This is a genomic window from Streptomyces viridosporus, assembly GCF_002078235.1.
Taxonomy (GTDB): Bacteria; Actinomycetota; Actinomycetes; order Streptomycetales; family Streptomycetaceae; genus Streptomyces; species Streptomyces viridosporus.
Genome location: NZ_MSGP01000372.1, coordinates 1 through 13,538, shown reverse-complemented (window position 1 = coordinate 13,538; position 13,538 = coordinate 1). Strand labels below are relative to the sequence as shown.

General features: G+C 74.0%; 12 protein-coding genes. 6 read left to right on the top strand and 6 right to left on the bottom strand.

Going from position 1 to position 13,538, the window contains the following annotated elements:
* Positions 1–1,493: hypothetical protein (locus B7L92_RS25760; protein ID WP_081239784.1), on the top strand; the 1,493-nt coding region annotated here is incomplete at its 5' end.
* 51 nt (positions 1,494–1,544) lie between these two features.
* Here B7L92_RS25760 and B7L92_RS25755 read toward each other — a convergent pair.
* Positions 1,545–3,044 carry an SCO1417 family PLP biosynthesis transcription factor gene (locus B7L92_RS25755; protein WP_081239783.1) on the bottom strand — a complete coding sequence of 500 codons (1,500 nt, stop codon included), beginning with the start codon at positions 3,042–3,044 and terminating at the stop codon, positions 1,545–1,547.
* Positions 3,045–3,143: 99 nt separating this feature from the next.
* Between B7L92_RS25755 and yczE the strand changes: the two genes are divergently transcribed.
* The 4 genes from yczE (at position 3,144) to B7L92_RS25735 (ending at position 6,623) form a co-directional block, all read left to right on the top strand.
* The gene (gene yczE, locus B7L92_RS25750; RefSeq protein WP_081239785.1) at positions 3,144–3,809 is read left to right on the top strand and encodes a membrane protein YczE; all 666 of its coding nucleotides are present in this window, start codon (positions 3,144–3,146) and stop codon (positions 3,807–3,809) included.
* Positions 3,806–4,573, top strand: coding sequence for a glycerophosphodiester phosphodiesterase family protein (locus B7L92_RS25745; protein WP_081239782.1), 768 nt, complete (start codon positions 3,806–3,808; stop codon positions 4,571–4,573). Before yczE ends, B7L92_RS25745 begins: the two co-directional genes overlap by 4 nt.
* A 50-nt stretch (positions 4,574–4,623) precedes the next feature.
* Entirely contained in the window at positions 4,624–5,970 is a 1,347-nt protein-coding gene (locus tag B7L92_RS25740; protein WP_081239781.1) for an MFS transporter, read from the top strand.
* Between the two features lie 278 nt (positions 5,971–6,248).
* The gene (locus B7L92_RS25735) at positions 6,249–6,623 is read left to right on the top strand and encodes an RNA polymerase-binding protein RbpA (RefSeq protein ID WP_003977404.1); all 375 of its coding nucleotides are present in this window, start codon (positions 6,249–6,251) and stop codon (positions 6,621–6,623) included.
* A gap of 144 nt (positions 6,624–6,767) precedes the next feature.
* Here the strand turns inward: B7L92_RS25735 and fxsA are convergent, their stop codons facing one another.
* The 4 genes from fxsA to B7L92_RS25715 all read right to left on the bottom strand — a co-directional run bounded on the left by fxsA (position 6,768) and on the right by B7L92_RS25715 (position 10,959).
* The gene (gene fxsA / locus B7L92_RS25730; protein WP_004990802.1) at positions 6,768–7,352 is read right to left on the bottom strand and encodes an FxsA family membrane protein; all 585 of its coding nucleotides are present in this window, start codon (positions 7,350–7,352) and stop codon (positions 6,768–6,770) included.
* 46 nt (positions 7,353–7,398) lie between these two features.
* Positions 7,399–8,256: a polyprenol monophosphomannose synthase gene (locus tag B7L92_RS25725; RefSeq protein WP_081239780.1), complete on the bottom strand. Its 858-nt coding sequence runs from the start codon at positions 8,254–8,256 to the stop codon at positions 7,399–7,401.
* A 558-nt stretch (positions 8,257–8,814) separates the two neighbouring features.
* Entirely contained in the window at positions 8,815–10,419 is a 1,605-nt protein-coding gene (locus B7L92_RS25720; protein WP_081239779.1) for an amidohydrolase, read from the bottom strand.
* Positions 10,420–10,518: 99 nt separating this feature from the next.
* Positions 10,519–10,959, bottom strand: a complete 441-nt coding sequence (locus B7L92_RS25715; protein ID WP_016827147.1) for an Lrp/AsnC family transcriptional regulator — start codon at positions 10,957–10,959, stop codon at positions 10,519–10,521.
* Positions 10,960–11,229: 270 nt separating this feature from the next.
* Here B7L92_RS25715 and B7L92_RS25710 point away from each other — a divergent pair, with 270 nt between their 5' ends.
* Entirely contained in the window at positions 11,230–11,664 is a 435-nt protein-coding gene (locus B7L92_RS25710) for a hypothetical protein (RefSeq protein WP_081239778.1), read from the top strand.
* A gap of 418 nt (positions 11,665–12,082) precedes the next feature.
* Here the strand turns inward: B7L92_RS25710 and B7L92_RS25700 are convergent, their stop codons facing one another.
* On the bottom strand, positions 12,083–13,255 hold the full coding sequence (locus tag B7L92_RS25700; protein ID WP_081239777.1) for an acyl-CoA dehydrogenase family protein: 1,173 nt from the start codon (positions 13,253–13,255) through the stop codon (positions 12,083–12,085).
* Positions 13,256–13,538: the final 283 nt, after the last annotated feature.

The window sequence follows — 13,538 nt, the reverse complement described above, 5'->3', positions numbered from 1 at the left end:
GGGACTCGTCGGGCCCGTCGGCGTCCGACGGGCCCGACGAGTCCCAGATCCGGCGCCTGAAGTCGCTGTACGAGGCCCTGGTGCCGTACTTCTCGGCCGCCGAGGACCCGGATCCGCTCTACAGCCACGGCGGCGACTGGGAGAAGGTCTTCCCCGAGTACGAGTTCGACGGCACCGGCCGCATCACGTACCTGGTGATCAGCTACCCCCCCTACTTCACCGACGGCGAGCCGGAGGCCCGGGCGCGGATCGAGCACCTGCTCGGCGCCAAGTCGGGGCGCGGCCGCGAGTACCACTTCGCCTGGGACGAGGAGGGCAACCAGCTCACGGTCCACGTCCTCGCGCCCCTGCCCACCGACATCGCCGCCCAGCCCTTCGTCACGTCCCCCGGCGAGACGGTGCTCGGCTTCACCGACCCCATCCGGGTGCGGCGGACGCTGCCGCTCACCCACGGCGAGCAGCGGCGCGACGTCCCGCCCGTCGTCTGGCGCACCGGTATCCGCTCCACCGAACCCCATCTGCTCGCGCTCGGCCAGCCGGGCAGCGGCATCTCGACCCTGCTGCGCTCCATCGCCCTGCAGGCCCTCCACCACGGTGACGTGGTGATCGTCGACGGCGGCGGCACCGGTGAGTACGCCTGCCTGACCGGCCGGGACGGGGTGCTCGCCGTCGAGTGCGGGCCGGCGGGGGCGCTGGCGGTCCTGGAGTGGGCCGCGCACGAGACGGAGCGCCGGCTGAGCGCCGCGAACCGCGCCCACCAGGCGGGCGATCCGCCGCCCGAGGACACCAGGCGGCCCCTGTGGATCCTGCTGGACCGGCCGAGCGCGTTCACGCATCCGGCCGCCGCGGAGGGCCGGGAGGACCCCCAGTCGCTGCTCCACCTCCCGCTGCGGCACGGCCGCCCGGCGAATGTCACCGTGGTCGTCGCGGACCAGCTCGACAGCCTGGAGATCCTCACCGCCCCGGTGCGGCAGCACACGCGCGCGCGGGTCGTCCTCGGCCCCGCGACGGCGGAGCAGCTGACGGCCGTCCTGGGCGCGCCCCCGCACACCACCCCCGTCGACCAGGTCCCCGCGGGCCGCGGCTACGCCCGTCTGGGCACGGGACCGGTGCACCGCCTCCAGGTGCCGGCCACACCGAACCCGTACGACGAGGCCACCAGCGACGCCCACCGGCAGGCCGTACTGGAGCTGCTGCCGCCGCGCACGGCTCCGGCGAAGGACGCGGGGCGGCCGGGCCCGGGAGCGGTTCCGGCGGGTTCCGTCCTCCTGGACGCGCTGCCCGCGGATCCCGTGCCCCTGGAGAAGGAGCCGGTGGAGAAGGAACCGGTGGAGAAGGAACCGGGGCGGAAGCCGTTGCCCGAGGAGGCGCTCCCCTCCGGGCCGTCCCCCGTGGAGGCCGCCCCGGAGGAGGGGCCCGCCGAGACCGCCGCCCCGAAGGACATGGCCGCGGCCGCGGCCCCCAAGGAAGCGGCGGTCGCGGAGTCCTCCTAGGGACCCGGCACCCCCTGGCACCCGTCCCGTGCCGCGTCACCGCCGTGACCGCTACGCCACGAACGCGCGCGACACCTCCACCCCCGTGGTCCCGCCGCTCTCCACCACCCGGGCCGCCGCGGCCAGCCGCACCGCCGCCTCCTCCGCCACCGCGCCGCCCACGGTGAACGGCAGCCGCACGTACCCCTCGAACGCCCCGTCGACCCCGAAGCGCGGCCCGGACGGCACGCGCACACCGACCCGCTCCCCCGCCTCGGCCAGCCGTGAGCCCGAGAGCCCTCCGGCGCGCACCCACAGCGTGAGCCCGCCCCGCGGGACCTCGAACTCCCAGCCGGGCAGTTCCCGCCGCACCGCCGCGACCAGCGCGTCCCGGTTCTCCCGGGCCTGTGCGCGGCGCACCTCGACGGCCTGCTCCCAGCCGTCCGTGCCGAACAGCCAGTTCACCGCCAGTTGCTCCAGCACGGGTGTGCCCAGGTCGGCGTACGCGCGCGCGGCGACCAGGCTGCGGATCGCCTCGGGGGACGCGCGCACCCAGCCGATGCGCATCCCGGCCCAGAAGGCCTTGCTCGCCGAGCCGACCGTGACCACCGTGGACCCGGCCGGGTCGAAGGCGCAGACCGGAGGAGGCATCTCCACGTCGGGCTCGAGCCACAGTTCGGTCATCGTCTCGTCCGCGACGAGCACCGTCCCCGCCGAACGCGCCGCGTCCACCAGTCGGCGCCGCTGGTCCTCGTCGGCGAGCGCACCGGTCGGGTTGTGGAAGTCGGCGACCACGTACGCGATCCGGGGCGCCGCCTCCCGCAGCACCTGCCGCCAGCGGTCCAGGTCCCAGCCGGTGAGGCCCTCGGCCATGGCCACGGGGACGAGCCGGGCGCCGGCCTCCCGCATCAGCTGGAGGATGTTGGCGTAGGACGGCGACTCGACGGCGATGCGCTCGCCGCGTCCGCCGAAGAGGTGGCAGATGGCGTCCATGGCGCCCATCGCCCCGGTGGTCACCATGATCTGCTCGGGCATGGTCGGGATGCCCCGCGCGGTGTAGCGGTCGGCGATCATCGAGCGCAGCGCGGGCAGCCCGGCGGGGTAGTCGCCGTGGGTGTGCGCGTACGGCGGCAGCTCCTCCAGGGCGCCCTGCACGGCGCGCGTGAGCCACGGCTCGGGCGCGGGCAGCGCGGCGCAGCCGAGGTCGATCACCGAGCCGAGGGCCTCGGGCGGCAGCGGTTCGAGTCCTCGCGCGGGCAGCGGGTTGCCGGCCGGGACGGCGGTCCAGCTGCCCGCGCCGCGCCGTGACTCCAGGAACCCCTCGCTGCGCAGCGCCTCGTAGGCGGCGGCGACGGTGGTGCGGCTGACGGACAGGGCGAGGGCGAGTTCCCGTTCGGCGGGCAGCCGTGCGGCGACCGGTACGCGCCCTTCGAAGACCAGCAGCCGGATGCCGTCGGCGAGCGCACGGTAGGCGGGCGGGCGGCGGGTTCCGGGACCGGCCGGGCGGTCCTGCTGGGAGCTGAGCAGCCGGGCGAGTTGTGCGGCCCCCACCGCCGAGGTCCACTGCGTCATGAGAATCAGTCCACCTTCCCCGGATTGGCCATGGTCGGCCTCTCCTTCCGTGCCACAGGGTGTCACGCACCGGTCCACTTCCACCACAGGGGGTACGTCTTGTCCAGCCACTCGCCCCGGCAGGGGCACCTCGCACGGCGGCTGTTCCAGCTGTACGCCGGACTGGCGCTGTACGGCGCGAGTTCGGCGCTGCTCGTGCGGTCGGGACTCGGCCTCGAACCCTGGAACGTGCTGCACCAGGGCCTGTCCGAGCGGACGGGGCTGTCCATGGGCGTGGTGCTGACAGTCCTGGGCGCGGCGATCCTGCTGCTGTGGATCCCGCTGCGTCAGCGGCCGGGGCTGGGCACGGTCTCCAACGTCCTGGTGATCGGCGCGGCGATGGACGCGACGCTGGCCGTGCTGCCGGACGCGCACGGTCCCGCGGTCCGCGGGACGCTGATGGCGGCGGGCATCGTGCTGAACGGCGCGGCGACCGGGCTGTACATCGCGGCGCGCTTCGGCCCGGGCCCGCGCGACGGGCTCATGACGGGACTGCACCGGCGCACGGGCGTCTCGATCCGCCTGGTCCGCACGGCCCTCGAGGTCGGCGTCGTGGTCACGGGCTTCGTCCTCGGCGGCACAGTGGGCGTCGGCACCCTGCTGTACGCGGTGACGATCGGCCCGCTCGCCCAGCTGTTCCTGCGCGTGTTCGCCGTCCCCCCGGTACCCGACGGCGGCACGGTCGTTGCCACGGGTCGACCGCGGCGGGCGATACTGCGTCCGTGACCCCGCGGATACGCCACCCCTACCTCGACCATCCCGGCCCGATCGCCTTCGCCCACCGGGGCGGGGCGGCGGACGGCCTGGAGAACACCGCGCGCCAGTTCCGGCGCGCCGTCGAGGCGGGCTACCGGTACATCGAGACCGACGTCCACGCCACCCGCGACGGCCGGCTCGTCGCCTTCCACGACGCGACCCTGGACCGGGTGACGGACGGCGCGGGCCGGATCGCCGACCTGCCGTGGCGGGAGGTGGCGCACGCGCGCGTGGCGGGCGAGGAACCGGTGCCCCTGTTCGAGGAGCTCCTGGAGGCCTTCCCCGAGGTGCGCTGGAACGTCGACGTCAAGGCCGAACCGGCCCTCCTGCCCTTCCTGGAACTGGTCGGGCGCACGGACGCCTGGGACCGGATCTGCCTCGGTTCGTTCTCCGAGGCCCGGGTGGTGCGCGCGCAGCGGCTGGCCGGCCCGCGGCTGGCCACGTCGTACGGGACGCGGGGCGTGCTGAACCTGCGGCTGCGGTCGTGGGGCCTGCCGGTCGCGGTGCGCCGGTCGGCGGTCGCCGCCCAGGTCCCCGAGGCGCAGTCGGGCGTCCGGGTGGTGGACCACCGCTTCGTGCGCGCGGCCCATGCGCGCGGGCTGCAGGTGCACGTGTGGACGGTCAACGAACCCGAGCGGATGAACCGGCTCCTGGACCTGGGAGTGGATGGCATCATGACCGATCACATCGACACACTGCGCAAGGTCATGGAGGACCGCGGCATCTGGGTCTGAGACCCCGTGCCGCGGCGCCTTCGCGCGTTCACGGGGAAGCGAGGGCACGGGTGGGCACCGGCACCGTGCGATCAACGGCGGCGGACGAGAGCGCCGACCGGCGGCGCGAGCAGCGCGGCTGGTACTTCTACGACTGGGCGTGCTCCGTGTACTCCACGAGCGTGCTCACCGTGTTCCTCGGCCCCTATCTGACGTCGGTCGCCGAGTCGGCCGCGGACGCCGAGGGGTTCGTCCACCCGCTGGGGATCCCGGTGCGCGCGGGTTCCTTCTTCGCGTACGCGGTGTCCCTGTCGGTGGTCCTGGCCGTGCTGGTGATGCCGCTGGTGGGCGCCGCCGCCGACCGCACCGGCCGCAAGAAGCCCCTCCTCGCGGCCGCCGCCTACACGGGTGCCGCGGCCACGGCGGGCATGTTCTTCCTGGACGGCGAGCGCTATCTGCTCGGCGGGGCGCTGCTGGTCGTGGCGAACGCGGCGCAGTCCGTGGCGATGATGCTCTACAACGCGTACCTGCCGCAGATCGCCCCGCCCGAGGAGCGCGACGCGGTCTCCTCCCGCGGCTGGGCCTTCGGTTACGCGGCCGGGGCCCTGGTCCTCGTCGCGAACCTCGTCCTGTACACCGGCCACGACGCCTTCGGGGTCTCCGAGGGCACGGCGGTCCGCATCTGCCTGGCGTCGGCCGGTCTGTGGTGGGGCGCCTTCGCGCTGATACCGCTGCGCCGGCTGCGCGACCGCCGCGTTCCCGCGCGGGAGGCGGCCCTGCCCGGCTTCCGGCAGCTCGCGGCGACCGTCCGCGACATGCGCCGCCATCCGCTGACGCTCGCCTTCCTGCTGGCCTACCTGGTCTACAACGACGGCATCCAGACGGTGATCTCGCAGGCCTCGGTCTACGGCTCGAGGGAGCTGGGGCTCGGGCAGTCGACGCTCATCGTCGCCGTGCTGCTGGTCCAGGTGCTGGCCGTGGCCGGCGCCCTGGCGCTGGGCCGGCTGGCCCGGCGGTACGGGGCGAAGCGCACGATCCTCGGCTCGCTGGTCGCCTGGACCCTGACGCTGGCCGCCGGTTACTTCCTGCCGGCGGGGGCCCCGGAGTGGTTCTTCGTCCTGGCCGCGGGGATCGGGCTGGTCCTGGGCGGCAGCCAGGCGCTGTCCCGGTCGCTGTTCTCCCACCTCGTACCGCCCGGCAAGGAGGCCGAGTACTTCTCGGCGTACGAGATGAGCGACCGCGGGATGAGCTGGCTCGGGCCGCTGCTGTTCGGGCTCACCTACCAGCTGACCGGCAGCTACCGGGACGCGATCGTCTCCCTGGTGGGTTTCTTCGTGCTCGGGTTCGTGCTGCTCGCGCGGGTTCCGGTGCGGCGGGCGATCACCGACGCGGGCAATCCGGTCCCCGAAAGGATTTAGCACTGGGCGCGAAAGGGCGGTAGTGTACGCGTTTGGCCTGCCAGGCGTACCGTTACTGCGCGTCAAAAATGCCGAAACGCTGGGTCACATCTGCCAGTAGAGGTGACAAACCGGACGTCGGGGGGTACTGCACTGGTTGACAAGGCTGCGGCTACGACGGCGACGCATGACCCGGAACGGGACTCGGGACGGGAATCTTTACCGCCGCCCGGACGTTGACCGGATGACGACGACAGCGACACCTGTCCTGTGGGCGACAAGCCCGGGAGGCACGATTCATGAGTGAGCGAGCTCTTCGCGGCACGCGCCTCGTGGTGACCAGCTACGAGACGGACCGCGGCATCGACCTGGCCCCGCGCCAGGCCGTGGAGTACGCATGCGAGAAGGGGCACCGCTTCGAGATGCCCTTCTCGGTCGAGGCGGAGATCCCGCCGGAGTGGGAGTGCAAGGTCTGCGGTGCCCAGGCACTCCTGGTGGACGGTGACGGCCCCGAGGAGAAGAAGGCCAAGCCCGCGCGTACGCATTGGGACATGCTGATGGAGCGGCGCACCCGAGAGGAGCTCGAAGAGGTCCTCGAGGAGCGTCTCGCCGTTCTGCGTTCCGGTGCGATGAACATCGCGGTTCACCCTCGGGACAGCCGGAAGTCGGCCTGACGCCGACGGAGGCCCCCCGCACATCGGAACAGGACCGCGGGCGCCGTACCCATGTACGGCGCCCGCGGTCCTGTGTGCGTCCTCCTCCTCGTCCGGGCCCGCCTCCCCGACCTTCGGGCTCCCCGACCTTCGGGCTCCCCGCCCTCACCTCGTCAGCGGCGGGCGCGGCCCCTGCGGGGTGTCCCCCGAGGTGTGTCCCGGCTCGTCCCGGACGACCTCGCCCTGGACGACCTTGCCGTCGGGCCGGTGGATCCGGGCCTGCCGGAAGGCGTCGCCCAGGGACCCCTGCGCGGCCTCACGCAGCTTGCGCTCGAAGGTCCGCTCGGCGTACCGGCTCACGGCCCTCTGGACCGGCGGCACCAGCAGGACCAGCCCCAGCACGTCCGAGACGAACCCCGGGATGATCAGCAGCAGACCGCCCAGCATCATCAGGCCGTTGCCCTCGCTGTTCGGCCGGGACTCGGGAGCCGTCCCGCCCTGCTGCTGCTGAAGGGTCTCGGTGAGGTTCCGGAAGGCCCGTCGGCCGGCCCGCTTGACGACGACCGAGCCGAGGACCAGACCGGCGACCAGGAGCAGGAGGACGACCAGCCCGTTCGACGCCCCGGCGACCATCGTGAGCAGCCAGATCTCCAGAACGAGCCACGCGGCGGCGCCCAACGGCAGGAACGTGCGCAGCCGGGAGCGCCGGGGCCGGGCGGCGGGGTACGGGGTCTGAGCGCCAGTCGTCATACACCCAGTGTGCCCGGGTCCGGCTCAACTCGGGATAAGGGGGTGATCAAGTGCCCTGCGGCTTGGCCTGCTCGGCCTGCTTGTCGTCCTTGCCCCCGGCCTGCTTGTCGTCCTTGCCCCCGTCGCGCCCCAGGACCTTGCCGACCCGCTCCCCCACGCCCCACGCCGTGACCCGCCACAGCGCCTCGACGAGGATGTCGCGGTTCATCTTGGAGTCGCCGAGTTCACGCTCGACGAAGGTGATGGGCACTTCGACGACGTGGTAGCCGGCCTTGACCGCGCGGCGGGCGAGGTCGACCTGGAAGCAGTAGCCCTGGGAGGCGACGTCGTCGAGGCCGAGGCCCTCCAGGGTCTCGCGGCGGAAGGCGCGGAACCCGCCGGTGATGTCGCGCAGCGGCAGGTCGAGCGCCATACGCGAGTAGAGGCTGCCCCCGCGCGAGATGAACTCACGGGACTTCGGCCAGTTCACCACCCGGCCGCCCGGCACCCAGCGCGAACCGAGCACCAGGTCCGCGCCCTTGAGGGCGGTCAGCAGGCGGGGCAGTTCCTCGGGCTGGTGGGAACCGTCGGCGTCCATCTCGACCAGCACGCCGTAGCCGTGCTCCATGCCCCAGCGGAAGCCCGCGAGATAGGCCGCGCCCAGGCCCTCCTTGCCCTTGCGGTGCAGCACCTGGACCCGGTCGTCCTCGGCGGCCAGGTCGTCGGCCAACTTGCCGGTGCCGTCGGGGCTGTTGTCGTCGGCCACGAGAACGTGTGCCTCGGGGACGGCCTTGCGCACCCGGCCGACGATCGCCTTGATGTTCTCCGCCTCGTTGTAGGTCGGGATGATCACCAGAGCCGTGCCGAGCGGGCCGAAGCGCCTCCCCTGGGCTCCTGCCGCGAGGGTCCCGTCGCCGTCGTTCACTGCTGCCCCTTCATGTCCTGTGCACAGGGTCCCACCATAGTGGTCACCGCCTGCGATGACGTGACAGGACGTTCGTATGGTGGTGTCGTTTGCCGAAGATCGGGTAAGGATGGGCCCTCGGTGTGCGCGAGCGGTGCGCGAGGGGGACGGCGTACGCAACGGATGGGGGCCCGGCGCCCTTCGGGCCGGCCCCGGACCCGCCGGCTGCGGATCGGCCGAGGCCGTTGTCTACTGAGCGCCCGGGCCCCACCCGGGTCCCACCTCCCCGACCGACCGGAACGCTCCCCCGACGCGGCGCCGGCGCTGAGCCTGGCTCCCAGGGGCGGTGCCCCGGTGCGGTACACCGTCCCTGACCCAGCGGCGCTGACGCGCGTGGCCGGAAGTTCCCCGGTCGGGTGTCCGACGGTGGACCCGGCCGAACCTACCGGTCGTCCGCAGCCGCCTGTCAACCGTCGTTTGACCTGCGTCATGCGGGTCGCATGCCTGGTCAGCGGGGTGGAGACGCAGGTCGTACGGCGGGGGCGCGGTGCGTGCCGGTCACCGCGCCCCCCGCGCGGATCACTCGCCCGGCCGTACGAAGACCGTGTGCCCGCCGACCACGGTGCGCAGGCAGACGGGCAGGTCACGTCCCGGAGTGAGGTCGGGCAGGCCGGGGGTGCCGGAGCGGGGGTCGGTGGACCAGCGCGCCACCCGGTCGTCGGGGGCCTGGACGACGAGCCGGCCGGTGCGCCAGACCGCGTAGTCGGCGGGCGCCCCGGGCACCAGGACGCCCGCGTCGTCGCGTCCGACGGCCCGCCAGCCGCCGCGCGTGTGCGCGGTGAACGCGGCCCGCACGGAGACGCGGTGCTCCGGTGTGCGGTGGAAGGCGGCGGCCCGGACCGTGCCCCAGGGGTCGAGGGGCGTGACCGGGCTGTCGGAGCCGAAGGCGAGCGGGACACCGGCGCGCAGCAGCGCGGCGAACGGATTCAGGGAGCGGGCCCGCTCCGGGCCCAGCCGCCGGGCGTACATCCCGTCCTCACCGCCCCACAGGGCGTCGAAGGCGGGCTGGACGGAGGCGGTCAGGCCGAGTTCGGCGAAGGCGGCGACGGTCTCGGGGGTGAGCATCTCGGCGTGCTCGACGCGGTGGCGGGCGGCCCGGACACGGGCGAGGCCGAGCTTCTCGGCGGCGGCGCGCATCCCCTTGACGACGGTGCTCACCGCGGCGTCGCCGATGGCGTGGAAGCCCGCCTGGAGGCCGGCCTCGGTGCAGTCCACGACATGGGCGGCGACGGCGGCGGCGTCCAGGTGCGCGGTGCCGGTGTGGTCGGCGTCGGCGTACGGCTCGTGCAGGCAGGCGGTGTGCGAGCCGAGGGCGCCGTCGGCGAACAGGTCCCCCGCGGCGCCGACCGCGCCCAGTTCCCGGGCCTTGGCCGTGTCCCGTTCGGCCCAGTAGCCGACGACGCGCGGGCCGGGCTCCCCGGCGGCGAGCCGCAGCAGACCGGTGAAGTCGTCCTCGGAGGAGATCTCCGGGCCGCCGCACTCGTGGACGGTGCCGATGCCGAGCGAGGCGGCGTGGGCGAGGGCGGCGCGCTGGGCCTCGGTGCGCTGGGCCGGGGTGACGGCGGCCAGGGCGGCGGCGCGGACGGCGTGGTGGGCGTCCCCGGTGAGCGGGCGGTCCTCGCGGACGGCCCCGCCCGGGACGAGGTCGAGCAGCGCGGTGGTGACGACCGCGGAATGGACGTCGATCCGGCTCAGGTAGAGCGGACGGCCGCCGGTGGCCTCGTCGAGTTCGGCACGGGTCGGGGGCCGGCCGCCGGGCCAGCGGGCGGCGTCCCAGCCGTGGCCGAGCAGCACCCGGTCGTCCGGGCGGGCGGCGGCGAACTCCCGCACGCGGACCAGTGCGGCCTCGAGCGAGGCGGCGGTGGACAGGTCGAGGCCGGTGAGGGCGAGGCCCGTGGCCGTGGTGTGGACGTGCGCGTCCGTGAACGCCGGGGTGACCAGTGCCCCGTCGAGGTCGACCACTTCGTCGACCCCGTCCGCGAAGGCGTCGGCGGCGCCCTCGGAGCCGACCCAGGCCACCTGGCCGCGCTCGACGACCATCGCGGTCGCGAAGGGATCGGCGGGGCTGTGGACCTCTCCGCGGCGGAGCAGGACGGTGTGCGGCGGGGCGGTGCGTTCGCTCATGTCCCCAGTCTCGCGCGTCGGGCGGGGCGGGCCGCACGCAGGTCCGGCTCACCGCGGCCGGGCCGGCACGGGGGTCCGCCGCGCGCCGCCGCGTCCGTCTCAGATGCGCGGCGGCCGGGCTTCGTACGGCGTGGACAGCACGACCGTCGTCCGGGTCGAGACGCCCGCCAACGTGCGTACGCGCGCGAGGAGTTCCTCCAGTTCGTGCGGTGTGGACACCCGCACCTTGAGGATGTAGTTCTCGTCGCCCGCGACACTGTGGCAGGCCTCGATCTCGGGGACCCCGGCGAGGCGGTCCGCGATGTCGTCGGGGGCGCTGGGATCGAACGGTTTGACCGAGATGAAGGCGGTCATGGGCAGGCCGACGGCCTCCGGGTCGACGACCGCGGCGTAGCCGCGGATGACGCCACGCTGTTCCAGCCGGCGCACCCGCTGGTGCACGGCCGACGTGGACAGGCCCGTGGCCTTGCCCAGGTCTGTGTAGCTCATCCGCCCGTCCTTGACGAGCAGCTGCACGATCTGTCGGTCCAGCTCCTCCATGACGCAAGAACCTACAGGGCCCTTGATCTCCGCGGATACCCGAACAGCCCGGGTCACACCCGGTTCGTGATGTGCCGGCGGCCCGCCGCGAGCGACCGGAGGGGACAAAGCCGCCGCATGGGGCACCCGCGAGCGGCGTGTGACGAACGCCACACCCTTCGTCCGGTCTCCGTGATGTTCTCGTGATTACCCCCCGGGGCCAACGGGAAGTGCTTGCTGTGGTCGAGGCCGCAGCGCCTTTCACGGCCCAGCCCGAGGGGGAGAAAACCCATGCAGAGTCTCAAGCGCCTTGGTCGTACCACGTCCAAGCGACAGCAGCCGGTCGTCGAGCTCGCTCCGGAGTGCGTCGAACCCGACGCCCTCGACGACGAGTTCGACGCGTACGACACCTTCGAGATGTACCGGGTCGTGTGCCCGGACTGCGCGCAGCCCATCGCCCTGCTGGCGGACGAGGAGGTCCTGCCGGAGCACGCGCTGTGCGCGTCGCCGTGGAACCCGTTCGGACTCACCGTCTGCGCCGGCACCGGTCGCCGTGCCTCCGAGGCGCGGCCGGCGGACGAGTCCTTCGCGCTCCAGGAGCAGGACACCGCCCTGCTGTTGACGCTGCCTCAGGGGCTCGACTGGCGCACCCAGCCCTTCTCCCACGTCGGCGGCCCGGGCTCGCGTCCGATCAGGGTGCCGTCGATGCGGCGCCACGCCGCCTGAGCGCACGCCGCAGTGGGGGCGGCGCGGCCCCACCGCCCCCGTCCACCGCCTGGACGTGACGCGCCCGGCGGCGGGACGCGTCGAAGGACTCCCGGTCCACGGGCGCCGCCGGTCCGCCGTACGGGGCGGCCGCGCACGCGCACCCCGTTCCGGCGGTCGGTGACCCGCCCGGCCGCTCCCGCGTCGCCCGGGTGTGACGGCTCCCGCGCACTCGGCGACCGGACGTCGACCGGCGACCGGACGTCGGCGCCGTGTCCTCGTGCCACCGCCCACGGGGGCGGCCGCGCCGGCCCGGGTGCCGGCTCCTCCCGTCCACCGCGATCCGCTGCGGACCCGGGTGGACCGGGGCCGCACTCCGCCCGGGAGGCACATCCCGGAGCGGACACGGCTCGCGGCGCCCGGCGGGGGCCCGGACGGTTCAGCGCGACTCCGGCCCCGCGAGGTGGCGGGCGATGACCATGCGCTGGATCTGGTTCGTCCCCTCGACGATCTGCAGGACCTTGGCCTCGCGCAGGTAGCGCTCGGCCGGGAAGTCCGCGGTGTAGCCGTAGCCGCCGAGGATCTGGACGGCGTCGGTGGTGACCCGCATCGCCGTGTCGGTGCAGTGCAGCTTGGCCATGGCCGCCTGCTTGGCGAACGGCCGTCCCGCGTCGCGCAGCCGGGCCGCCGCGAGGCACAGCGCCCGCCCCGCCTCGATCTGCGTGGCCATGTCGGCGAGCATGAAGCGCAGCCCCTGGAAGTCGGCGATCGGCCTGCCGAACTGCCGCCGCTCGGCCGCGTACCGGAGCGCCTCGTCGAGTGCCGCCTGGGCCAGGCCGACCGCGCAGGCCGCGATGCCGAGCCGGCCGCCGTCCAGTGCCGACAGGGCGATCGCGAAGCCCTGGCCCTCCTCCCCGAGGCGCCGGCTGTCGGGGACCCGCACGCCGTCGAAGTGGACCTGGGCGGTGGGGGAGCCCTTCATGCCCATCTTCTTCTCCGGCGCGGCGGCGCTCAGCCCCTCGGCGTCGCCGGGCACCAGGAAGGCGGTGATCCCCCGCGGGCCCTCCTCACCGGTGCGGGCCATGACGGTGTAGAAGTCGGCGATGCCGCCGTGCGTGATCCACGCCTTGGTGCCGGTGATCACCCAGTGGTCGCCGTCGCGCACCGCCCTGGTGCGCAGGGAGGCCGCGTCCGAGCCGGAGGCGGGCTCGGAGAGGCAGTAGGCGCCGAGCAGACCGCCGCCGAGCATCGCCGGCAGGTGCTCGGCCTGCTGCTCCTTGGTTCCGTAGGCGGCGAGCGCGTAGGAGGCCAGGGTGTGCACGCTGACGCCGAGGCCGACCGTCAGACGGGCCATGGCGAGCTCTTCCAGCACCTGGAGGTAGACCTCGTACGGCTGGTCGCCGCCGCCGTACTCGGCGTCGTAGGGCAGGCCGAGCAGGCCGGACTCGGAGAGCAGGGTGAACAGCTCGCGGGGGAAGCGTCCGGCGTCCTCCTCCTCGGCCGCCCCGGGAGCGACCTCGCGCTGCGCGATGTCGCGGACGAGCGAGATCAGGTCCCGGGCCTCGTCCGTGGGCAGTTGTCGGTCCACCGGCTGCGGGGCGCGGTCGGGCATGGCGACGCTCTCCTCCCTGTTCGGGCACATCGGCGGACGTGCGCCTTGGGTGGGGCGGCTCCGCCGGGATATCGGTGCCTGGCCGATGCTCGCATTCCCGGGTCTCGGAAGCTGCTGACCAGCGGCTGTGCGCTGTGAGTATGCCCGATCGGCGCCATCGAGTCACCAGTTAACGACCGCTTACTTCAAGAAACCTCCGCGCCCCTCCGAACCGGTCCGCGCCCCCGACCGCGCGGGCCCGGCTCCCCCTGCCGGGGTGACCGGGCGCGGACGCCGAGGGGCT